Origin of the sequence: Haloarchaeobius ordinarius, from assembly GCF_051801355.1 — an archaeon.
Taxonomy (GTDB): domain Archaea; phylum Halobacteriota; class Halobacteria; order Halobacteriales; family Natrialbaceae; genus Haloarchaeobius.
The window spans coordinates 576,328-598,429 of sequence record NZ_CP196560.1 but is presented as its reverse complement, the minus strand read 5'-3'; the positions used below and the strand labels follow the sequence as shown (position 1 = coordinate 598,429).

General features: G+C 67.8%; 23 protein-coding genes and 1 tRNA gene. 11 read left to right on the top strand and 13 right to left on the bottom strand.

Annotated features, from left to right (window positions below):
• The first annotated feature begins 22 nt into the window (after positions 1 to 22).
• Positions 23 to 232, top strand: a complete 210-nt coding sequence (locus ACSC1R_RS03150; RefSeq protein ID WP_439027619.1) for a hypothetical protein — start codon at positions 23 to 25, stop codon at positions 230 to 232.
• A gap of 14 nt (positions 233 to 246) precedes the next feature.
• On the opposite strand, the gene ACSC1R_RS03145 is transcribed toward ACSC1R_RS03150, so the two are convergent.
• From ACSC1R_RS03145 to ACSC1R_RS03130, 4 genes are all read right to left on the bottom strand, one after another.
• On the bottom strand, positions 247 to 714 hold the full coding sequence (locus ACSC1R_RS03145) for a DUF7384 family protein (RefSeq protein WP_439027618.1): 468 nt from the start codon (positions 712 to 714) through the stop codon (positions 247 to 249).
• A gap of 149 nt (positions 715 to 863) precedes the next feature.
• Positions 864 to 1,799, bottom strand: coding sequence for an ABC transporter ATP-binding protein (locus tag ACSC1R_RS03140; RefSeq protein WP_439027617.1), 936 nt, complete (start codon positions 1,797 to 1,799; stop codon positions 864 to 866).
• Entirely contained in the window at positions 1,796 to 2,776 is a 981-nt protein-coding gene (locus ACSC1R_RS03135; RefSeq protein WP_439027616.1) for an ABC transporter permease, read from the bottom strand. Before ACSC1R_RS03135 ends, ACSC1R_RS03140 begins: the two co-directional genes overlap by 4 nt.
• A gap of 38 nt (positions 2,777 to 2,814) precedes the next feature.
• Positions 2,815 to 3,825, bottom strand: coding sequence for an extracellular solute-binding protein (locus tag ACSC1R_RS03130; protein WP_439027615.1), 1,011 nt, complete (start codon positions 3,823 to 3,825; stop codon positions 2,815 to 2,817).
• Between the two features lie 65 nt (positions 3,826 to 3,890).
• Here ACSC1R_RS03130 and ACSC1R_RS03125 point away from each other — a divergent pair, with 65 nt between their 5' ends.
• Complete coding sequence (locus ACSC1R_RS03125) at positions 3,891 to 4,625, top strand: TOBE domain-containing protein (RefSeq protein ID WP_439027614.1); 735 nt, start codon at positions 3,891 to 3,893, stop codon at positions 4,623 to 4,625.
• Here the strand turns inward: ACSC1R_RS03125 and ACSC1R_RS03120 are convergent.
• Positions 4,596 to 5,465: a dihydrodipicolinate synthase family protein gene (locus ACSC1R_RS03120; protein ID WP_439027613.1), complete on the bottom strand. Its 870-nt coding sequence runs from the start codon at positions 5,463 to 5,465 to the stop codon at positions 4,596 to 4,598. The two genes, ACSC1R_RS03125 and ACSC1R_RS03120, sit on opposite strands and share 30 nt — an antisense overlap.
• Positions 5,466 to 5,805: 340 nt before the next feature.
• Complete coding sequence (locus ACSC1R_RS03115; protein ID WP_439027612.1) at positions 5,806 to 6,459, bottom strand: potassium channel family protein; 654 nt, start codon at positions 6,457 to 6,459, stop codon at positions 5,806 to 5,808.
• Positions 6,460 to 6,761: 302 nt separating this feature from the next.
• Between ACSC1R_RS03115 and ACSC1R_RS03110 the strand changes: the two genes are divergently transcribed.
• Genes ACSC1R_RS03110 through ACSC1R_RS03080 form a run of 7 tightly spaced genes read left to right on the top strand, consistent with a single transcriptional unit; the run spans position 6,762 to position 14,448 of the window.
• Positions 6,762 to 8,030, top strand: coding sequence for an ABC transporter substrate-binding protein (locus tag ACSC1R_RS03110; protein WP_439027611.1), 1,269 nt, complete (start codon positions 6,762 to 6,764; stop codon positions 8,028 to 8,030).
• 6 nt (positions 8,031 to 8,036) lie between these two features.
• A complete protein-coding gene (locus ACSC1R_RS03105; RefSeq protein ID WP_439027610.1) occupies positions 8,037 to 9,056 on the top strand; it encodes a branched-chain amino acid ABC transporter permease in 1,020 nt (339 codons plus the stop codon).
• Positions 9,053 to 10,177, top strand: a complete 1,125-nt coding sequence (locus ACSC1R_RS03100; protein WP_439027609.1) for a branched-chain amino acid ABC transporter permease — start codon at positions 9,053 to 9,055, stop codon at positions 10,175 to 10,177. Before ACSC1R_RS03105 ends, ACSC1R_RS03100 begins: the two co-directional genes overlap by 4 nt.
• Positions 10,174 to 10,992 carry an ABC transporter ATP-binding protein gene (locus ACSC1R_RS03095; protein WP_439027608.1) on the top strand — a complete coding sequence of 273 codons (819 nt, stop codon included), beginning with the start codon at positions 10,174 to 10,176 and terminating at the stop codon, positions 10,990 to 10,992. Before ACSC1R_RS03100 ends, ACSC1R_RS03095 begins: the two co-directional genes overlap by 4 nt.
• Positions 10,989 to 11,768 (top strand): ABC transporter ATP-binding protein, encoded by a 780-nt coding sequence (locus ACSC1R_RS03090; protein WP_439027607.1) that lies wholly within the window; start codon positions 10,989 to 10,991, stop codon positions 11,766 to 11,768. Before ACSC1R_RS03095 ends, ACSC1R_RS03090 begins: the two co-directional genes overlap by 4 nt.
• Complete coding sequence (locus ACSC1R_RS03085) at positions 11,765 to 12,271, top strand: LUD domain-containing protein (RefSeq protein WP_439027606.1); 507 nt, start codon at positions 11,765 to 11,767, stop codon at positions 12,269 to 12,271. The genes ACSC1R_RS03090 and ACSC1R_RS03085 overlap by 4 nt, the downstream gene beginning before the upstream one ends.
• Complete coding sequence (locus ACSC1R_RS03080) at positions 12,268 to 14,448, top strand: LUD domain-containing protein (protein WP_439027605.1); 2,181 nt, start codon at positions 12,268 to 12,270, stop codon at positions 14,446 to 14,448. The genes ACSC1R_RS03085 and ACSC1R_RS03080 overlap by 4 nt, the downstream gene beginning before the upstream one ends.
• Positions 14,449 to 14,461: 13 nt before the next feature.
• Here the strand turns inward: ACSC1R_RS03080 and ACSC1R_RS03075 are convergent, their stop codons facing one another.
• The 6 genes from ACSC1R_RS03075 to ACSC1R_RS03050 form a co-directional block, all read right to left on the bottom strand.
• On the bottom strand, positions 14,462 to 15,991 hold the full coding sequence (locus tag ACSC1R_RS03075; RefSeq protein WP_439027604.1) for an Hvo_1808 family surface protein: 1,530 nt from the start codon (positions 15,989 to 15,991) through the stop codon (positions 14,462 to 14,464).
• Between the two features lie 96 nt (positions 15,992 to 16,087).
• Entirely contained in the window at positions 16,088 to 16,801 is a 714-nt protein-coding gene (locus tag ACSC1R_RS03070; protein WP_439027603.1) for a hypothetical protein, read from the bottom strand.
• Positions 16,802 to 16,847: 46 nt separating this feature from the next.
• Positions 16,848 to 17,885 (bottom strand): NAD-dependent epimerase/dehydratase family protein, encoded by a 1,038-nt coding sequence (locus ACSC1R_RS03065; RefSeq protein ID WP_439027602.1) that lies wholly within the window; start codon positions 17,883 to 17,885, stop codon positions 16,848 to 16,850.
• Between the two features lie 502 nt (positions 17,886 to 18,387).
• Entirely contained in the window at positions 18,388 to 18,756 is a 369-nt protein-coding gene (locus ACSC1R_RS03060) for a hypothetical protein (RefSeq protein WP_439027601.1), read from the bottom strand.
• A gap of 207 nt (positions 18,757 to 18,963) precedes the next feature.
• Positions 18,964 to 19,035 (bottom strand) — tRNA-Thr (locus tag ACSC1R_RS03055).
• Between the two features lie 64 nt (positions 19,036 to 19,099).
• Complete coding sequence (locus ACSC1R_RS03050) at positions 19,100 to 19,774, bottom strand: DUF7114 family protein (protein ID WP_439027600.1); 675 nt, start codon at positions 19,772 to 19,774, stop codon at positions 19,100 to 19,102.
• Between the two features lie 60 nt (positions 19,775 to 19,834).
• Between ACSC1R_RS03050 and ACSC1R_RS03045 the strand changes: the two genes are divergently transcribed.
• Entirely contained in the window at positions 19,835 to 20,524 is a 690-nt protein-coding gene (locus ACSC1R_RS03045) for an enoyl-CoA hydratase/isomerase family protein (protein WP_439027599.1), read from the top strand.
• A 67-nt stretch (positions 20,525 to 20,591) separates the two neighbouring features.
• A complete protein-coding gene (locus ACSC1R_RS03040; protein ID WP_439027598.1) occupies positions 20,592 to 21,230 on the top strand; it encodes a hypothetical protein in 639 nt (212 codons plus the stop codon).
• A gap of 26 nt (positions 21,231 to 21,256) precedes the next feature.
• Here the strand turns inward: ACSC1R_RS03040 and ACSC1R_RS03035 are convergent, their stop codons facing one another.
• On the bottom strand, positions 21,257 to 22,054 hold the full coding sequence (locus ACSC1R_RS03035; protein WP_439027597.1) for an NAD+ synthase: 798 nt from the start codon (positions 22,052 to 22,054) through the stop codon (positions 21,257 to 21,259).
• Positions 22,055 to 22,102 lie beyond the last annotated feature (48 nt).

The window sequence follows — 22,102 nt, the reverse complement described above, 5'->3', positions numbered from 1 at the left end:
TTCGTGTGTAGGGCGTGAAAACATGTCCGAGAACCCACTCGTCGACCGCTTCGGTCCGAAGCGACTCGCGCTGTTCATCGCTGCGGGCGGTGCCATGGTCCTCGCGTCGACGACGCTGTTCCTCGACGCCGGGTCGCTGGTCTACTACCTCATCCTCGCGATGGTTCCGGTCGACCTGGTGCTCGCCTACGTCGTCCTCTCACGGACGTTCCAGAAACAGCTGGAGGCGTAACCGCCCTCTTGTTCTCACTCCCGCGGGTCCACGTCCGGTCCCGGATACTCGTCGCCGACCACGACCTCGTACAGGCTTGCTGGGTCGAACAGCCGCGCGAACGCGTCCGGCGGCCGGACGCTCAGTGACATGTGCTTGTTCATGCCCGCGCCAGCCTTCGCGCTGCCGAGGCTGCGGTCGAAGCTGAGCAGGTGGGCCGCCTCGCCACGGTAGGCAGACGCCAGTCCGGGGTGGTCGCTCGGCGGGTGCTCGACCGACTCTACTTCCTGTTCGATGCGCTCGCGCCAGTCCGCCGCCAACTCGCTGTCGGCCAGTTCCGCGACGACAGCCGCCGCGTCGTCCAGCAGGTGGTCGCTCGCCACGAGGGTCATCCAGGAGTGCTCGCGGACGTGGTCGAGTGCCTCGCGGCTCGGCCCGCCACAGAGCAGGTCGGCTGCCAGCACGTCAGCGTCGGCGACGACGCGCGTGCTCGCTTCAGGCATCGTCCTCGCGATGGCGACGGAGTGTCTCTCGAACCGTCTCCTCGTCCACGTCGTAGGCGTCCGCGCGCTCGAACAGTTCGGCCCAGGTCATGGACGAGTGGAGGAGACGTGGCGTAAAAACGCTACCCGTCGGCGAAGTTCTGGGGTCCTTACCCGTCTAGTGGCGTGACGCGCTGTTCCGGGAGTCCGACTGCGACGGTCTCACCGACCGCCGGAACCTCCCGCACCAGCGCCTCGACGGTCGTCCCCGCGACGTCGAGGACGACCCGCGTCGCGGCCTCTTCGCGGGCGGCCCGCTGGACGGTCCCGGAGTACTCACCATCACCGAGCCGAACGTGCTCGGGACGAATCGCGACTGACTCACTCGTCGCCCCGACGAGGCTCCCCGGAAGCACGTTCGCGCCGACGAATCGGGCCACGAACGCGGTGGCTGGCCGTTCGAACACCTCGTCCGGACGCCCGACCTGGACGACCTGTCCGTCGCGCATGACGGCGACGCGGTCCGCCAGCGCCCGTGCGGTCGTCCGGTCGTGGGTGACGTACAGCGCCGTCACGTCCGCGAGCACGGCCGCGAGGTCGCCCCGGAGACTGCGCCGGGTCGGCGCGTCGAGTGCCGACAGTGGCTCGTCCAGGAGCAACACGTCGGGGTCGATGGCGAGCGCGCGGGCGAGGGCGACGCGCTGTTGTTCACCGCCCGAGAGCGTGTCAGGATAGCGGTCAGCGAGGTGACCCACGTCGAGGTCGGCCAGCATGGTGTCCGGGTCGGCCGTGTCGTCGTGGTACTTCGACCCGAAGGCGACGTTCTCGCGGGCGGTCACGTGCGGGAAGAGCGCGTAGTCCTGGAACACGAAGCCGAAGTCTCGCCGCTCCGGCGGGGCGTCGCTGAGGTCGCGGCCGTGACTCGTCACGGACCCCTCGTAGGTGTGGTGGCCACCGACGCACTCCAGCAGGAGGGTCTTCCCGCTCCCGCTGGGTCCGAGGACCACCAGCGTCTCGCCCGTCTCGACGGCGAGGTCGGCGTCGACGGTGAACGGGTCCGCGCCGGGCGCGGTGAAGCGGGCCCGGACCGACACGTCGAGGCTCACGAGGCACCACCCAGCCGGCCGAAGCCGAGCCATCTGACGAGCAGGAATATCAGGAGCGAGAGCACGAGGAGGACGAACGCGACCGCCCCGGACTCGTCCAGTCCCGACTGGTTGTACTGCTGGAAGATGTACACCGGGGCGTGCGTGCCGAGGACTGTGTCGAACGCGGGCGGGTAGAAGAACTCGACCGTGTAGGCGACGACGGCGACCGCGCCGAACTCGCTCACACCGCGGGCCCACGCGAGGACGCCGCCGGTGGCGATGCCGCGTTTCGCCAGTGGAAGACTGACCCGGAGGAACGTGTCGGTCTGGTTCGCGCCGTGGCTGCGGGCGGCGTACTCCAGCCGCTCGTCGACCGCTTCGAAGGCGTCACGGGCCGCGTTCACGGCGAAGGGCGCGGCGACGAACGAGAGCGCGAGCACCATCCCGGCCATGGTGCCGAGTACGGAGGACCCGGGGAGGACGCCGCGGCGACCGAAGCCGAACAGGATGAGGATACCCGCGACGGAGTGTGGCACCACGAGCGGGAGGTCGACGAGGGCTGCGACCACCGCGTCACCGGGGAACCCCCGCGCCAGCAGGTACGCCAGCGGGACGCCGAACAGGAGCGCGGCGACCGCGGCCACGAGTGGCGCGTACACCGTCAGGTAGAGCATCTGGTGGACCGCGGGGTCGGTGAGTGCGTCGGCGACGAGGCCCGGCTTCTGGCGGGCGACGAACAGGCCGAGTGGGAGGGCGAGCGCCAGCAGGAGGACCGTTCCGAGGGTAGCCGTCGCCAGTCCGAACCAGCCGCGGTCGCTGACGTATCCCAGGGTCGCAGCGCTGGCCAGCGCGAATGGGACGTACAGCGTCGGCCGGTCGAGCGCGATGAGGCCCGCAAACACGGCGAGTTGCACGGTCGCGACCGCGATGGCGAGTGAGCCACGCCCGAGCGCGCCGCTCGGGGTGGTCGTCCCGGTCGCCGTCTGTCCGTCCATCGCCATCGAACAGGGAGTGCGGGGTGAAGAACCCCCCGCTACAGTTCGAGCGGCCCGAGGCTGGACTTCGCCTCGGCCATGCTCATGACGTTTTCGGGCACGTCACCTTCGGCGCTCTCGGGGATGACCAGGGGTGAAACGGGCGAGAAGCCGTTGTCTGTCAGGATGCCCTTGCCCTCGTCGCTGGCCATGAACTCGACCCACTGTGCGCCGAGGTCGGGGTTCTCGGCCACGCCGGGGACGGTGATGCCGTAGGCGATGGGTGCGCCGGTGTAGGTGTTCCCGCCGGCTTCCACCTCCGCTTTCGCGTAGTGCTCGGCGTGTTTCTGGTCGGCGACGGCGAGATTGACCGCCGGCTGGAGGTCGATGACGTTCACGTCGTGACTCGCGCCCGCTGACTTGTACTCCCAGGCGTAGTCGAGTTCACCGGATTCGAGCTGGGCGATGAGTTCCGTCTCCGTGCCCGAGGGTATCTTCGCCTTCTCGATGAGCGTGTCGCGGGTGCTCTCGTCGAACAGGCGCTCGCCCTCGAACTCGATGGCTCCGAGTTTCATCGCCATCCGCGAGCGGTAGCCGTTCGGGTCGACCGCGGGGTCGCTGTGGGCGAAGGTCACGTCGTCGCGGGCCAGTACCTCCCACCAGTTCTCCGTCGAGAACTCGTCGGCCCCGGTGGATTCGTCGGTGTAGGCGATGGCCATCGAGTTGGTCGCGAAGATGCTGTACCAGGTGCCGTAATCGGGCAACACCATGTCGCGGATGAGCCGGAAGTCGGAGACGCCGAGTACCTCGGCGGACTTGCCCTGCTCGGTTATCTTCTTCGTCGAGCCGACCGACCCCTTCGCTTCGCGGACGACCTCGGCATCGTGTTCCTCCTCGAACGGGTTCTCGGCGTCACCGAAGGGTGCGGCGAGACTGCCCGCGTGGAAGATGGTCGCCGTGTCGCCGCCGCTCCCGCCTGTGAACGACGAGACACACCCGGCCAGTGCTGTGGTCCCTGTCGCTGCCGCGCCGGCGAGGAAGCCCCGCCGCGAGTAGCGTTGTTTCGACATAGATACAACGCCCTACCGGCGGGGGTGACATAACGGTTTTGCCGACGGGTCGCGGACGGTGGGACATGGAGGGCGACTTCGAGGCGGGCCTGCGTTCTGACGACGTGACCTTCGGGGCCGACGACGCGACTTTGCTGTGGGCCATCGACGACGCCGGCTCGCTGAACCGGGCGGCCGACCACCTCGGTCGCTCGTACGCCCGGGCACTCGACCGGCTTCAGGAACTGGAGGACGCCTTCGGGTCCCTCGTCGAGCGGACTCGTGGGGGTGCCGGCGGCGGTGGCAGTCGGCTCACCCCACGGGCACGCGACCTGCTTGCACGGTTCCAGCGACTCAGTGCCGAGTTCGCGGGCGTCGCGGAGGCCGACCAGACAGTCCTCGAGGGACGGGTCGTCTCCCGGGACGGCGAACTCGGCACCGTCGAGACGGTGGTCGGGCCTGTCCGGGCGCTGGTTCCCCCCGAAGCGACCGACGTACAGGTGTGGCTCCGCGCGGACGCGGTGACGCTTCATCAGCCAGCCGACGCCCCGGCTTCGGGAGGCACCAGCGCCCGGAATCGGTTCGAGGGAACCGTCGTGGAAATCGCGACGGGGGAGGCGGTCGCCACGGTCGCAGTGGACGTGGGTGCTGACGGGCCACTCTCGGCACTCGTGACGATGGACAGCGTGGCCCGACTGGGCCTCGAGGACGGGACACCGGTCGTCGTCACCGCGAAGGCGACCGCGACCCGGGCGGTGGCCATCCCAGACGAGACAGCGGCCGAGACAGACTCAGGCGTCGAGGACCGAATCGACGAGTGACGCGAGTTCGTCTTCGGCGTCGGTTTCGACCGGCTGGAGGGGTCTGCGGGTCCGCCCGACAGGTTTCCCGCGGTGGCGCATCGCGGCTTTCAACCCCGGTACGCCGAACCGGGCCGTCACGGCGCGATTGAGGTCGACCAGTGACCGGTTCAGGTCGCGGGCGACCGCGTCGTCGCCCGACTGGTGTCGCGCGTACACCTCGCTGGCCAGTTCCGGAACGACGTTCGCCATCGCGAGTACGCCACCGTCGGCTCCGTGGTCGAGCCCGGCCGCGTAGATGCTCCCGCTACCGACGAGGACAGAAAAGTCAGCCTCGGCGGTGTGGGCGACGGTTCGCTGGAGCGTCTCCAGGCTCCCGCTGGAGTCCTTGATACCGTGGACGTTCGGGTGAGTCGCCAGCTCCGCGACCGTCTCCGGGTCGAGTGCGGTGTCGGTGTACTTCGGGACGCTGTACAGGTACACCGGAATCGGGCTCTCGTCCGCCACGTCCCGGTAGTACGCGGCGAGCGCGTCCTGGTCGTGGTGATGGTAGAACGGCGTGACGACGAGTGCGGCGTCTGCACCCGCGGCTGCCGCCGCAGCGGTCTGGTCGCGGGTCTGATGCAGACCGGGGTGACCGGTCCCCGCGAGTACGGGCAGGTCGGTCTCGTCGGCGACCACCTCGACCACTCGCGTTCGTTCCTCGGAGTCGAGCAGCGCGGCCTCGCTGTTCGACCCGCAGGGGACGACGAAGTCGACGCCTGCGTCTTCCACCCACCGGACCAGTTCACGGAGCGCGGCCTCGTCGACGGTCTCGTCGGCTGCAAACGGTGTCACCAGGGGCAGTCCGGTTCCTCGCATGGTCGCCACGACTCACCCGGGCGGGAAAAGCGTGGTCGCCCCGGACGTCGCGGCCTGGTTCGTCACAGATATCGGCACACACTGCCTCGAACAGCACCGTTCTGTAACGCGTCTGGCCCCGGTCTGACGGGTGTCTGACGTAGTTTTATACCGTCTCACCGTTTGCCTCCGACCGGGTGCGTTGCTCGACGGCCTCGCGATCCCATCCTCACTCGGCACGCACCCCGGCACACCGCTGTCTCTCCCCCAACGCTCCTCTCCCCCCTTTCGAACCGCCGAACCTGCCAGCGCAGCGGCTCCGCGGGAAGCGACACAGCGAGAAGTGCGTTCGCCCGTCGACTCAGGCCGCCAGCGCGTCTCGCACGTCGCCGACGCGCTCGGTCTCGACGACGACGGCGAGCTGGTCCCCGGCTTCGATGCTCGTGGTCGGCATCGGGATGGTCAGGGCCTCGTTCGCGTGGCCGTGGGCGTAGATGCGGGCCTTCTCGGGGAGGTCGACCTCGACGACGCGTTTCCCGACCAGCGGCGAGTCGGCCGGAATCTCGAAGACGGAGAACTGGAGTTTCTCGGTGATGTCCGCGAGGACGTTGAAGTCACCGCCGAGCATGGCGGTCTTCGCACCCGCGGCACCGAGACGTTCGGGGTAGATGACCTCGTCCACGTCGCTGGCGTACTTCTCGTAGATGTCTTCGCGGTAGTCCTCGTCGATACGCAGGACCGTCCGGGCACCGTTGTGCTTGCCGACCATGCAGGCCGTGAAGTTCACGTTCAGGTCGGGCGTGAGCGCGGCGATGGCGTCGGCGTCCGCGATGCCGGCCTCTTCGAGGACGTCCTCCTCTTCGCCGTCGCCCTCGACGACCGTGAACCCCTCCTCGCGTGCGCGTTTGACCTTGTCGTGGTCGTTGTCGACCACGATTACCTCGTGTCCCTCCTCCGCGAGGATGCGGCAGGTTCGGGTTCCGACGCGACCGTAGCCCACGATAACGAACTTCATGGGGGATGCTACGCAACCGGGGGGTAAAAAAGTGCGTCCGCCTCGGGCATCGGTTTCCCCCGGTGCGATTCTCCCCCTCGTCGTGGTGAGTTATCGGTGCCTCGCTGTGTCCCGACTCTGATACGGGTGGATGCGACGTCGGTCGACGTCTCATGCAATGGCGGAATAATTTGATAGTTTGTGGCATACTAACACGCGTTCTGTGGGTTCTCGATTATTCCAGCCCCCAGCCATAAATTCATCGCCCGAACCGGGTGGGACTACCATAGGTGCTTATACCAACTGGTTTGAAATGGTTTGTCATGGGTGGCACCAACAATCGCGGCACGGGAACGAGTAGACGCACTGCACTGAAGACCCTCGGCGCGGCAGGGGTGGCCGGCCTCACTGGACTCTCGGGTTGTCTCGGCGGCCTGGGTGGTGGCGGTGGCGGCACCGACTCGCTGACGGTCGGCTACACGACCTCGCTCTCGGGGCCGTTCGCCGTGTTCGGCGAATCGGCACTCGACGGCGCGAAGCTGGCGGTCGAGGACCTGAAGGACGAACTCGGCGTCGACGTCGAGATCAAAACCGGCGACACGAAACTCGAACCGAGCACCGGCGTCAGCCGGATGAAGAAACTCGTCACGGAGGACGGCGCGGACTTCACCATGGGTGCGGTCTCCTCCAGCGTGGCGCTGAAGATGGGCGAGTGGGCCTCGCAGAACGAGGTCGTCTACTTCCCGACGGGGGCACACAGTGACGCGCTCACGGGGAGTGGCTGTGGCAAGTACGTGTTCCGGCCGACCACGTCGAACTCGATGCTCGCGGCGACCATCGGGGAGGAGATGGCGAACCAGGCGGACAACTGGTACCTGCTGTACTCCGATTACTCGTGGGGCCAGACCGCCCAGAAGGCAGTCACGCGCATCCTCGAATCGCAGGGAAAGACCGTCGTCGGGAAGTCGGCGACGCCGTTCCCCAACGACGACTACGCCCCGTACCTGAACGAGGCGAAGTCCGCCGACGCAGACGGCATCGGGATGCTCATCGCGGGACTGGACCTTCGCAAGGCGACCAACCAGCTCGTCGCGAAGGGGATGCAGGAAGACCACGTCCTCGCGATGCACCAGCTCGAGGACGCGGTGTACGACGACAAGAAGGCCGCCGGCGTGCTCGACGCGGCGGGTCAGGTCTGGGGCCCGAGCGTGGACAACAGCGCGAGCAACGACTTCGCGACCCGGGTCGCGGAGAACTCCGACACCAGCCCGTACGTCAGGCACTACCTCGGCTACGTCGCGATGGACCAGGCGGTTCGTGCGGCGGTCCGCGCCGACTCTTCGGGGGCCGAAGACATGCGGACGGCCCTCGAGGGCCACGAGGTCTCCTCGCCCGCGAAGGACATCAAGGGCGGCGGGAAGATGTACTGGCGCGAGGGCGACCACCAGCTCATCCAGCCGACGTTCAGCGTCGAAGCGCTCCCGCAGGACGAGATGCAAGACGACCCCTACAAGCGCTGGTTCACCGCGACGAAGACGTTCGCGGGCGACGACGTCGCTCGTTCGGTGGCCGACACCGGGTGCTCGTTCTGACCATCGATGAGCACGAGCCAACTCACGCGTGAACGACTGGTGAACGTCTCGCCCGTCTGGTGGGCGGTCGGCGTCGTGACGCTCGTCCTGCTTGGCATCACGGCGGCGGTCGACCCGGGGCTGTTCATCGACCAGGCCATCGGTGGCCTCGTCTACGGGATGGTCCTGGTGCTCATCACGCTCGGGCTGTCGCTCATCCTCGGGCTGATGGGTATCGTGAACTTCGCCCACGGGGCGTTCTTCATGCTCGGCGCGTACGCCTCCTACTCGGTGGTCGTCACGTTCGGGCTGCCGTTCTGGGCGGCCCTCGTGCTCGTCCCCGTCTTCGTGGGGGTCGTCGGCGTGTTGCTGGAGATGACGGTCCTGCGGTACCTGTACGACCAGGACCCCATCGTCAGCCTGCTCGCGACGTTCGGCCTGACGATGATGATAGAACAGATAATCGAGAGTCACTGGGGGACCCAGCCACTCGGCTACGACAAGCCGGGACTGCTCGCGGCGAGCGTCGACCTCGGCCCGACGCAGGTGGGCGCGTTCCGCCTGTTCATCGTCGCCGTCGCGGTCGTGACGGTCGTCGCCGTCTACGCCCTCATCTCGAAGACGGACTACGGCCTGACGGTCCGGGCTGGCGTGCAAGACGGCGAGATGACCGAGTTCGTCGGCGTGAACCTCCCGGTCCGCTTCACCACGATGTTCTTCGTGGGGGCAGCCATCGCGGGCCTCGCCGGCGCGCTGTACGCGCCCGAGTACACGATGAACACGACGATGGGCGAGACGTTCGTCATCCTCGCGTTCGTCGTGGTCGTCGTCGGCGGTGTCGGCAGCCTGTTCGGTAGCGTCGTCAGCGGCATCATCATCGGCGAGGCGCGCTTCCTCGTCCCGGCGGTCGGCGACGCGCTGTCGCAGGTCACCGGTATCGGGGTCCTCGGCGCGGACATCGGCGGCATCGTCCCGTACCTCGTGATGGTGCTCATCTTGCTGGTCAGACCACGGGGCCTGTTCGGCGAGGAGGGGTTCCTCGAATGAGTGGCGAGACCGCACACGGCGAGGCGGAACGCGAGGCAGACGGCCTCGCGACGGTGAAGGCGTTCGTCCGTCGCTACCGTATCCCGCTCGGCCTGCTCGCGCTCGTTGTGCTACTCAAACCGCTCGTCTCGGTCCCGTTCTTGCTCGGGTTCGAGGCCATCGCGGCGACGATGCTCATCTGGATGCTGTACGTCGCGGCGTTCAACCTGCTGTTCGGGTACACCGGCTTGCTCTCGTTCGGGCACGCCATGTTCCTCGGCATCGGGATGTACGCCGCCGCACTGGGCGTCTCTGGGCACGCGGGTTTCCCGGTCCTCGGGTTCCCCGTCGCGACGCTGCTCGGGATGGTGCTCGCGGCTGGCCTCGGCTACGGTATCGGCCGCCTCACGGTGCAAAAGGGCGAGATATACTTCGCCTTCCTGACGCTGGCGGTCGCCCAGGCCATCCACTTCACGGCGAACAAGAACCCGGGCGAACTCACCGGCGGCTCGAACGGTATCTCCCAGGGCGTCCTGCCCGGCTTCGTCGAGACGACCCGGGGGCGACTGGAGCTTCCGCTTCCCGTCGACCTCCTCGGCTTCGACTCGCTCGACTGGTACTGGTTCGTCGCGCTGGTGTTCCTCGCGGCGATGCTCGCGCTCTGGCAGATCACGCGGTCGCCGTTCGGGCGCTCGCTGGTCGCCATCCGCGAGAACGAGGACCTCGCCCGTGCGATGGGCGTGAACACCACCCGGTACAAGGTACAGTCGTTCACCCTGAGTGCGATGTTCGCGGCCCTGGCGGGCGCGTTGCTCTCCATCAACGACTTCGGGGCGTCTCTGGAGACGCTCTCGGTCACCACGAGCGGTGACACCGTCCTGATGGCGGTGCTCGGCGGGGTCCGGTACTTCTTCGGGCCCATCGCCGGGGTGTTCCTCTGGCAGTTCGCCGAGGAGTTCCTCACCGACTTTGGCGTACTCGACCTCGGTATCGTGAGCCTCGACCTGGCCGCGGACTGGCCGTTCTTCCTCGGGGGCATCTTCGTCATCGTGGTCGTGGCGGCCCCGCTCGAAGGCGTCTGGGGCTTCCTCACCGGTCGTCTCTCCAGACTCGTCACGCGGGTCCGGGGTGATGCCGAATGAGCGGTGAAGCACCCGGCAAGATGGACGTCGACGTCGACCCGGCGGTCCCAAAGAGTGAGGCCGCCCTCGCCACCGACGGTCTCCGGAAGACCTTCGGTGAGGTGACCGCGGTCGACGACGTCTCGCTCGGCATCGAACCGGGCGAACTCCGGGCCGTCATCGGCCCGAACGGGGCCGGGAAGACCACCCTGTTCAACACCGTCATGGGCACCCTGGAGCCGACCGCGGGGCGCATCTACCTCGACGGCACCGACATCACGGACGACCCGGAGTACGACCGCCCCCACCGCGGGCTGGCGCGGTCGTTCCAGTCGAACGAACTGTTCGCGGACCAGACCGTCCTGGAGAACGTCCGCGTGGTCGTCCAGACGACCGAGCGCGGCGACTTCAGCTGGGACCTGTTCCGCGACCACCGCGAGGTCGGCGGTGACACGGCCCGTGAGCACCTCCGGCGCGTCGGCCTCGACGCCGACCCGGACACGCTCGCGAAGAACCTGAGCCACGGCGACCAGCGCCGTCTCGGCATCGCCATGGCGCTCGCGACGGACCCGGACGTGCTGTTGCTCGACGAGCCGACCTCGGGGATGAGCCCGGACGCGACGAACGCGACCGCAGAACTCATCCAGTCGCTCCAGTCCGAACTGGGGCTCACGCTCGTGCTCATCGAGCACGACATGGACGTGGTGCTCTCTATCAGCGACCGCATCAGCGTCCTCAACCGTGGGTCGATTATCGCCACGGGCACGCCCGAGGAAGTCCAGGCGGACGAACGGGTCCAGGACGCCTACCTCGGCGGTATCAGGGAGGAACTATGAGTTCTGACGCATCCACACCACGCGACGGCGCATCGGAGACGGAGAGCGAGTCGTCCTCGACGGACGCCCCGGTCGTCCTCGACGTGGACGGCCTCGAAGCCGGCTACGAGACGGGACAGGTGCTGTTCGGCGTCGACCTCTCCATCCACGAGGGCGAACTCGTCTCGTTGCTCGGCCGGAACGGGGCGGGCAAGACGACGACAATCCGGGCCATCATGGGCGGCGACGTGCCGACCGTGACCCAGGGGGACGTCCGCTACCGCGGCGAGTCCATCCTCGGGCTGGAGTCGTACCAGCGGGCGAACCGCGGCATCGCAATCGTCCCCGAGAAGCGACGTTGCTTCCCGCGGCTCTCGGTCGTCGAGAACATCCAGCTCGCGGTGAACACGGTCGAGGACTCGCTGTCGGTCGACGCCGTATTGGAGTTCTTCCCGGAACTCGACGACATGCGTCAGAAGCACGCCCGGAACATGAGCGGGGGCGAACAGCAGATGCTCGCCATCGCCCGCGCGCTGGCGGCGAACCCGGACCTGATGCTGCTCGACGAACCGTTCGAGGGGCTCGCGCCCTACATCGTCCGGCGCATCGAGGACATCATCGCGGACATCAACGACGAGAAGGGCGTGACCGTCTTCTTCGTCGAACAGAACGTCGCGGCCGCACTCGCCATCGGCTCGCGCCACTACATCCTCGACGAGGGACAGGTCGTGGCCGAGGTCAGCACGGAACGACTCCGAAAAGACGACGCCCTTCGGCAGACGTACCTCGGAGTATGAGTACGGGCATCACAGACGCGTTCACGGAGTCGGTCGCCGAGACCGGCGCGACCGTCGAGGTCGTCCCTGCGGCTGACGCCCAGGACGCCATCGCGGCGGCGGTCGACGCGCCCGCTGTCGGGACACCGCTCCCGTTCGAGGGCGTCGACCTGCCAGAGCCGGTCACGACCGACCCCAGTCCGTCCGAACTCGCCGATGCGGAGACGGGCGTCACGCCGGCCAGACTCGGTGTCGCCGCGCTCGGCAGCATCCTCATCCGGTCGACGCCCGAGGGCGACGAACCGGTGAGTCTCTACCCGAACCGCCACGTCGCGCTCGTCGCGGCCAGCGCCCTCGTCGACGGGACCCGGGACGCGGTCGACTGGCTCGCCGACGAGTTCGAGTCGGGGCGTGGCTCCTACGTGTTCGCGACCGGTCCGTCCGCGACGGCCGACATGGGTGGCCTCGTCGAAGGGGTCCACGGCCCGAACGAAGTACACGTCGTCGTCATCGAAGACAGATGAGCACAGAGAGAAGACGCAAGGCGGCGGAGATTCGTCACCTGCTCGACGCGGAGGGGCCGAACATCGGCCCGAGCGTCCAGGACAAGAACGAGAAGCGCTACGCGGCCATCGACCGCTTCGACGACTGGGAGGACAGTCGGGCGGACGCCCGGGCCATCAAGGAGGACGCCATCGCGAACCTCGACCACCTCATCGAGACGGTCCGTGAGTCGGTCGAGGCCAACGGCGGGACGGTCTACCTCGCCGAGGACGCGGCGGACGCGAACCGCTACGTCGAGGAGGTCTGCGAGTCCGAGTCGGCCGAGACGCTCGTGAAGTCGAAGTCGATGACGACCGAGGAGACCGACCTCAACGACGCCCTCGCGGCCGCCGGGGTCGACGTGTACGAGACCGACCTCGGTGAGTTCGTCATCCAGCTCGCGGACGAATCCCCGAGCCACCTCGTCGGCCCGGCCCTGCACAAGTCCCGCGAGGAGATCGCCGACCTGCTCAACGACGTATTCGACCCCGAGGAGCCCCTGGAGACGGCCGAGGAGATGACGAAGTTCGCCCGGGACTACCTGGGCGAGCGCATCAAAGAGGCCGACGTGGGCGTCACGGGCGCGAACTTCGTGATGGCCGAGTCCGGCACCATCGCGCTCGTCACGAACGAGGGCAACGCCCGCAAGTGCGCGGTCACGCCCGACACGCACGTCGCGGTCGCGGGCGTGGAGAAGCTCATCCCCTCGATTCGCGAACTCGGGCCCTTCATCGACATCATCTCGAAGGCGGCGACCGGTCAGGACATCTCGCAGTACATCTCGCTGTTCACCCCACCCACGGAGTCGCCAACCTTCGACTTCGAGACCAACGAGCGCGGGTTGGGCGAGGACCGAGAGTTCCACCTCGTGTTGCTCGACAACGGCCGCCTCGACATGCGCGAGGACGAGCACCTGCGCGAGACCCTCTACTGCATCCGATGTGGCGCCTGCTCGAACTCCTGTGGGAACTTCCAGGCCGTCGGCGGCCACGGCTTCGGCGGTGAGACGTATTCGGGAGGGATCGGCACCGGCTGGGAGGCCGGCGTCCACGGCCTCGACAGCGCCGCCGAGTTCAACGACATGTGTACCGGCTGCACCCGGTGTGTGAACGCCTGCCCGGTCAAAATCGACATCCCGTGGATAAACACGGTCGTCCGGGACCGCGTGAACCGCGGTGCAGACGCCGACGCCTTCGACCACCTCGTCGACGGGCTGACGCCCGACGAGGAGCCCACTGGACTGGACCTCGGGAAACGGCTGTTCGGGAACTTCGACAGGGTCGCGAAGCTGGCGAGTGCGACCGCCCCCGTCTCGAACTGGGTTGCCAGTTCGGAACCGGTCCGGGCCGGGATGGACCGGTTCCTCGGTATCGACCGCCGTCGGGAGCTACCAGCATTCCAGCGCGAGACGCTCGTGAAGTGGTTCGAGTCGCGCGGACCGCGAGTGTCGGCCGACGAGGCCGACCGCGAGGCAGTGCTGTACCCGGACCTCTACACGAACCACGTGCTGGTCGACCGCGGGAAGGCCGCGGTCCGGGCGCTCGAAGCCCTGAACGTCCACGTGCAGGTCCCGACGGTGGCGTCGTCGGGTCGCGCCCCGCTCTCGCAGGGCATGGTTTCGACTGCAGAGACCCACGCCCACGAGGTGTACGCGAGCCTCGCCGAGCACATCGACGCGGGCCGCGACGTGGTCGTGGTCGAGCCGTCTGACCTCGCGATGTTCGACCGGGAGTACGAGAAGTTCCTCGCGCCGAAGGCACACGAGCGCCTCGCGGACGCGAGCTACGAGGTGATGGAGTACATCTACGGCCTGCTGGAGAACGGGGGCGATTCGGAGGCGCTCGCCTCGCCGCCCGGCGAGGTGGCCTACCACAGCCACTGCCAGCAGCGCACTCTCGGCCTCGAACCCTACACCGTCGCGGTCCTCGAAGAGTGCGGGGCCAGTGTCTGTACCTCCGACACCGAGTGCTGTGGCATGGCCGGAAGCTTCGGCTACAAGTCGGAGTACTACGAGATGAGCATGACCGTCGGTGCGCCCTTGCGCGAACAGTTCGCGGACGAGCGGACCGTCGTCGCGTCGGGGACCTCCTGTACCGAGCAGTTGGGCGACCTGCTCGACCAGGGCATTCGGCACCCGGTCGAGTTGCTGGTCAGGTAGGAGACAGGCGCTCTCAGGCCGACGCGTTCGCCGTCCCGTCGTGGATCCCGGACAGCGTCGAGGGGGCCGGCCCGTTCACGATGGTCACCTGCTTCCCCTCGACGGCCACCCGGAAGGCGTCGGCGAACGGCCCCTGAAGGATGAGGAACGTGTTCTCGTCGACCTGTTCTGCGTCGTGATAGCCCAAGAGCCCACGGTAGGCGTCGGCGAACTCGCGGGCGTCACCTGCGGAGTCCCACGTGGTGTGCCAGACGTAGCCCGACTGGTCGCCGTTCTGGTAGGCGTACAGCGTGTCGCCTGCCCAGCCGTCACTCGGGGGGAGGTCGTAATCCAGCGGGTTCGAGCTGTTCACGGTCCCGTCCGAATCCGTGTTGAGGAAGTCCTCGCGCGAGACCAGCGTCGCGTTCCGGTCGTCGTAGAGGGTGTACGCGAACATCGTGGCGATACCAGCCTCTCCGAGGGTCGACCCCGGCGGCCCGACGTCGACGCGCTCCCACGCCTGATTACTCCGGTCGGGTTCCTGTACCAGGTCCGACTCGGCGTCGAGGTCCTGTTCGATGACCTGCTCGCTGGACAGGGGCGGGTCCTCGTACAGGTCGTCGACGCCATCCCAGCCGTCCTCGGCGTAGATGTCGTGGACGAGTTCCTCGCCCTCGGCGTACGGGAAGTACGAGAGCAGGTACAGACCCATGTGGACCGATGGCCCGTCGTCGGTGCTGGCTGCGGTCTCACCGCCGCCGTCCTCGCCAGCCCGGCTGTCGCCACCGGTTCCGTCGTCTTCCAGGCACTTCCAGTCCGTCGAACACTGTTGCTCGTACCGCCGGTCGACGAAGTTCGCGTCACCCTCGACCAGCGAGATGACCCCGCGAACCTGGTCGTCGTTCATGTTCCGGGGGACCGGCGTCGAGACGAGGACCTGTCGGAACTGGTAGGCGTGGTAGAGCTCCTGGGCCAGCGTCACCTCGTTGAGCCGCGCCGGGTCGCTCTGGGAGACGATGACGATGCGGTCCTCCTGGGTGTCGTAGTAGCCCTGCACGGTCGAGCCGCGGTTCTCGGACTGTTGCTGTTGGGCGTCGGTCGACTCGCCCACGAGGAACAGCGCCTCGTACCGGGCGGCCTGTTCGGCGGCCGCGGCCTGCTGTGCTGCCGACGGCTGGCCCCCGGCGCTCTCACCGCCACTTCCCGACCCCGCGCTGGTCGAGTTCCGGTACGTGTCGCGGCTCACGAGTTCGACCGGGACGGGTCGTTCGAACTCCACGCCCCGGACCTGCTCGACGCGGGCCATCGCGCGGGCGACGACGGCGTCGAGTTCGGATTCGTTCAGGCCGTCGGCGGTCGTGACGTTCAGCGATTCGTCGTGCCAGAAGCCACCTTCCCAGCCCTGCTGGTCGGTTTCCGGGTCGGTCACGCTGGCGTTCGCCGCCAGCGAGTCGTCGGCCATGGCGGTCGCTGCGGTCTCCTGTGCGCCGATAGGGACCGCGTTGCAGCCGGCGAGGAGGGAGAGGACGACGAGGGCGAGGACGAGCGGACCGAACTGTCGCATTCCTCAGATGGTTGGGAAGGAGACGGTAAAAGGCGTGTGCCCGAAGCAAGCCAGACGGTGGCAGTAGCGCGGGCGAGCAAGGGCGGCCGAACGCTGTCACTCGGTCGGGTCGGGGTGCCCGAACAGTGCGTCGAGTTCGAACAGGGGGACGATGTCGCCGGTGGCGTAGTCCCGCAGGAGGCGCTCCAGTTCCTGGAACGTCGCGGTTCCGGCGAGGCCGTTCGCCAGCCCCTCGACGTACGCTGCGCCGAGGGCGACTCCGATGTGTCTCCCCTGCATGACGTCTTCCGTGATGCCCATGCCCGACAGGTAGCCGTCGTGGAAGTCGTAGTCCGAATACCGTACTTCGCCGGTGTCGATGTCCTCCCATCGACAGAGCCGTTCCAGCTTCGGGAAGGTCGCGCGGCCCCGGAGGCGGTCCTCGTACGCCTCGCCAGCGTGGATGGCGAGGTCGACGTGCCCGGCGAACAGTCGGTCGATTTCGGTGCCGGCGTCGGGCCACGCCCCCGCGTCGGCCACCTCGGTCGCCCAGTTCCGGAGGTGTATCTCGTCGAAGCCGGTCCCGTTGTACGTCAGGGTCCTGTCGACCGGCCGGTCGCCGACCCAGTCGTGAACCTCACGGAGTAGGTTCGCCGTGTACTCCGGCTCCCAGCCGCCCTCACGGAGGAAGACGGCGGTCTCGGGCTCGTCGTCGGGCGACGTCGCGTAGCCCACCGCGACTGCCACCAGTTCGAAGTAGTCGGTGTCCGCGAAGTCGCGTGGCTTCCCGTGTGGACTCGCGGTCTCGATGTCGAGTGCCAGCGTTCCCATACCGGGGAGAGTGCGGGCAGGTACAAATCGGTGCCGTGTCCCGGTTTCACCCCGACCGCGACGGGTTCGAGGAGACGCCGCCGTCGTAGTCGCTGTCGACCGACCCGAGGACGTCGATGGCTGCGGCCTCGACATCGCGGGCCGGACCAAGTTCGGTCCCGTCCCGTCCGGACTCGCGGTGTTCCGCGACGGTCGCCGTGTAGGCTTCGGTGAGGGGCGTCGACTCCCACCCGAGTGCGGCCAGTTTCTCGGTCGAGACGAGCATCGGTTCGCCCGTGAACAGCGGGAAGTCCGCCGGCGAGAGGTCGTTCGCGGCGAGTTCGCGCTCGCTGGCGGACACGAACTCGACCTCGGTGTCGAGGGCCCCAGCCGCCAGTTCTAACCAGCCCGAGAGCGTCGTCGCCTCCCGGTCCGCGACGTTGTACGCCTCACCAGGTTCGCCTCGCTCGGCGACGATTCTGAGGGCTCGTGCCACGTCCTCGACGTAGGCCCGATGGAGCACGCTGTCGCCGTCGCCGGGGACGAGCACCCGGTCGAACTCGTCGAGCCGATGGAGCCAGTAGTCGGTCCGCTGGGTGTAGTCGTGGGGGCCGTACACCAGCATCGGGCGGACCGACATCGCGTTCACGCCGCGCTGGGCGGCGGCGAACACCTCGCGGTCGCACTCGGCTTTCCGGGGGCCGTAACTCGCCATCGACTCGTCGGTCGCCTGCTCGGGCGTGCACTCGCACAGGGGTGTCTCGTCTTCGCGCATCGGAATCGGTTGCTCGCCGTAGGCCGACCCCGAGGAGACGAACACGTACGCGTCGACGTCTTCGAACACCTCGGTCGCGGTTTGGATCTGTTCGGGAAACATCCCGACGAAGTCGATGACCACGTCGGGTTCGACCTCGTCGCGGGCGGATTCGAGGGCGTCGCGGTCGTTCCGGTCACCCTGGTAGTTCGCGACCCTGTCGGTGTCCGCGAAGGGGTCGGACGACTCCCCGCGGCTGAACGTCGTCACGTCGTAGTCGTGTGCGAGCAGTTCTTCCACGGTGTGCCGGCCGATGAAACGGGTCCCGCCGACGAGCAGGGCGCGTGGCATAATGTGTCTCGGGTGGGAGGTGCAATAACCGTGGTGCTGGTGTACGGCCAGAGCGCTCCGGGAGCCACCCTGCAGAAGAGACGTGGCGGCTCGCCGCGGTGTGGACCACCCAGTTCTCTCTCCTCTCGCTGGTCGTCACCGTGGCCATCGCCGGGTTCCCGACCGGCACCGCGTCGAGTACCGGCACCCCGACCACGACCGCGACGCCCTCGGAGGCGACGACACACACGACGACGCCCGACTGCAGCGCGTTCTCGTACGAACCGACACTCCATGCGGGGACCACCACCACCACGCCGGACTCCTCTTTCACCATCGAAGCCACCCTCGACCGCGACGAGTGGGGCGAGCTGGTCGGGTACATCGAACACGACGGGCACACCGAGACCGTCACTCGAACCCTCTCGCCGGGCGGAACGTCTACCGGTTCGGCCCCTGCTCACACGACTCCGTGGGGCGGTTCGACTTCTGGCTGGCCGGCTGTGGGACACTCCCCACGACCTCAGGGGAGGAGTCCCTCGGGGTACGTGAGGAGCCCCACCTGCACGAGCACGAGAATCAGTACCGTGTAGCCGACCGACAGCAGGAGGTCCCGTCCGAGCCGCCGCCGCGTGTACGGTTCGTGCTCGCCCGAGACGACGCCGACCGCGCCCTGATGTAACAGCACGAACCCGACCACGTTCGTCAACCAGTAGCCGACCACCAGCGCCGGGACGAACACACCGTGGACGAACAGGCCGACCACCGTCGCGAAGACGTACGCCAGCGGGACGTTCACCAGCAGGTCGTTCCACCACGAGAGCGGCGAGAGGACGAACCCGACCGTCGCGAGGAGCCCACCCTGAATGCGTTCTCTGGTGGGTCGTAACATGTGTGCCTCTGTGACACGGAGTAGGCGGGCTGCGAGTATAAGGGAGATACCTGCTTGTCGGTGGTGAGAACATCGACGGAAGTGTCGGGGCATGCCGGGTTTCGAACCCGCTCGCACCGATGAGAGTTGCCCACTGCTCACATCCAGAGTCCGGCGTTCGTTCACTCGACGCCCATCGCTCTCGCTCGGGGTGTGAGTTTCAGAGAAAGCCTAGGCCGGGATTTGAACCCGGGCTCTCGTCCTTACCAAGGACGCGCTTTACCGCTAAGCTACCCAGGCACCGTGTCGCGTTCGGCGCATTTCATCGTTGCCCGCTTGTATCTTTAAGGGCTTCGATTCGTCGCTACGAATCCGTCGCCGGCTGGCGGACGTGATCGTCAGTGGCGTGTGGCGTATCACCAGCGGTCGCCCCGGTCTGGAGTTCCGTGTGGGCCGGGAGCGAGTCGGCAGCGCCGGAGAGACCGATGCCGGCGGCGACGGCGAGGTCGTCGACCTGTGCGAACAGTTCGGTGGTGGGGGTACCGCCGACGGCGGTCACGCCGGCCGTCGCGGCGAGTTCGAACACGTCACGTTCGAGCGTCACGTCGAGGGCGGCGGTGTCTGCGTCGGGGGCGCGACGGCTGGTCTGGTCGCGGCCGAACTGGCGGACGGTGGCGACGGCCTTGCTGGCGGCGTCGCTCCGGGCGAGCAGGTAGAACCCGCGGGAGACGAGGACGGTGGCGGCGAGCGAGTCGAGGTTCGGCTGGGTGTGGTCGTCGCTGTCGGTCCAGGGTTCCTCGTGGGCGAGCGACCGGGTGAGCCGGAGTCCGTCGTAGATGAGCTGGACCCCGGCGGCGCGCTCGGCGACGGAAGCGGCGTCGACGGCGTCGTCACAGGCGCGTGCACAGCGAATCGTCAGCACTCCTGGTGCCATCGACGCCGACTCGAGGCGGGCCTCCAGGTCGTCCCGGAGGCGGTCCGGGTAGATGTCCCGGATGGCCTCGATGGCGGCACGGCGGCACGTAGCGGCCTCGTCCATTGGCAGTCGCTAGCGGTGGGAAAGGCAAAGACCTTTGGAAAACCCGACAGACGCACGGACATGATTCGCACGGAGGTTTCCGGGGACGTGACGACGGTTACGATGGACCGGCCGGCGCGTCGGAACGCGCTGACTCGGGCAGGGCTGGACGACCTGGCGGCCGCGGTCGAGGCGGCCGAGACGCCGGTGGTCTACCTGACCGGCGCGGACGGGGCGTTCTCGGCAGGGGCGGACTTCGACGAGGTGGCACAGCTCGACCACGATTCCGCCCGGCAGTTCGCCCGGCAGGGTCAGCGAGCCGCGCGGACCATCGAGACCGCAGAGAGCGTGGTCGTGGCGGGCATCGACGGCCCGGCTCGCGGGGGCGGGGTCGAACTCGCACTGGCGTGTGACCTTCGGGTGGCGACCCCCGACGCGACGTTCGCGGAGACGGGCGTGAAACTCGGGCTCTTCGGGGCGTGGGGCGGGACGGTCAGGCTGCCCAGGGTCCTCGGCGAGGGCGAGGCGATGGACCTCGCGCTTTCGGGACGGGTCGTGGACGCCGCGGAGGCGAAGCAGATGGGGCTGGTCTCGCGGGTGGTCGAGGACCCCGGGGCGGTGGCCCAGGAGGTCGCCGCGAACGAACCGGACGCGCTGGCGGCAGTGAAGCGGCGCATGCGCGATGGTACCGACCGGGTGGTGCAGGAGGCCCGCGAGGCCGAGGTGTTCGCCGACCTCGTGGTCGAACACGCCGCCGACCTGCGCCGGTAACGAGAGACTGACTGGTACCTGCCCGGTGAGGGAAGGATTGATTTCGTCTCGGGCCTGCAGTGCGCGTGTGCACGACTGCGACCACTGCGGCGATTCGTTCGACGACGAGGAGGTGTACCTCCGACATCTCCGTGACGAACACCCCGACGACCTGGGCCGCATCGAACGACGACGCGTCGACGAACTCGACGACGGCGACGGGATTCCGACCAGCACGCTCGCGCTGGGCGCGGTCGGCGTCGTCTTCGCGCTCATCGTCGGCGGCCTCCTCGTGACCCTCGGGAGCGGTGGGGGCAGTGCCGGCGCGGCGAACGCGCTCGTCGGCGACAGCGTCCGCCAGCCAGCGAGCCTCGGAACGGTCCACCAGCACGGGTCGATGACGGTGTCTATCGACGGTCGGTCGCTGGATTTCAGCCAGAACAGGTACCAGTTGCAGGACGACTACTTCCACTACGAGAACGGTGACGGGAGCCAGTGGCACGTCCACGGACAGGGCGTCACGCTGGAGTACGCGCTGGAGTCGCTCGGCATGGGCGTGACAGAGAACGGCCTCGCGTTCGGTGACGACGTCTACCGGTCGGGGCAGGGTTCGACGGTCGTCTACGAGGTGAACGGCCAGACTGTCGACCCCGAGAGCTACGTCCTGAAGAACGGTGACAGTGTGCGTGTGGTTGCCGAGGGCCCGGTCGAGTCGGGCGACGAGTAGCCGACCGGTTCTACCGCGCTCCCTGCTCAGAGCCGCAGCTCCGACGGCGCAGGCGGCATGTGACGCTTGTGTTCGCTCCGCTCGTACAGCCCGCGAACCGTCTCTACGTCTTCCTCGTCGATGCCCAGTTCCCGGGCCGTGGCCGTGGTCGACGCCCCGCCCTCGATGTGGAGTGCGATGACCGCGTCGACCGTGTCGTAGTCGACGCCCATCTCCTGTGCGTCGGTCTGGTCGGCCCACAGCTCCGCGGTCGCCTCCTTCTCGGCGAGGTCGTCGGGCGCGCCCAGGTACGCCGCCAGCTGGCGGACCTGCTGTTTGTACAGGTTTCCGATCGGGTTGCAGTCGACCGCCTGGTCGCCGTACTTGGTGAAGTAGCCCGTCAGCGCCTCGGCCTTGTTCCCCGTCCCGAGGACGATGCGGTTCTCCTCGTTGGCGACGTAGTAGTTGACGACCCCGCGCAGGCGAGCCCGTGCGTTGCCCACGGCGACTGTCGACTCGTCGGCACCCGGAATCACGTCGACCAGCTGGTCGACGATGGGGCCGATTTCGATGGTGTCGTACTCGATTTCGAGCGTCTCGGCCACGCGCTCGGCGTCGCTCATGTTCTCCTCGCTGGAGACCGACGCCGGCAGCACCAGCCCGCGGACGTTCTCTTTGCCGAGCGCTTCGACGGCCAGGTACGCCGTGGTCGTGCTGTCGACACCGCCGGAGAGTCCGAGGACGGCCCCGTCGGCACCGGCAGCTTCGACCGTCTCCTGGATGAACGAGACGATGTGGTCGCGCTGGGCGGCCAGTTCTGCTTCCGAGAAGCGAAGGTCCAACATTACACGGGCGTTGCACCTGCACCCGTTAATACGTTGCTCGACGAGGCG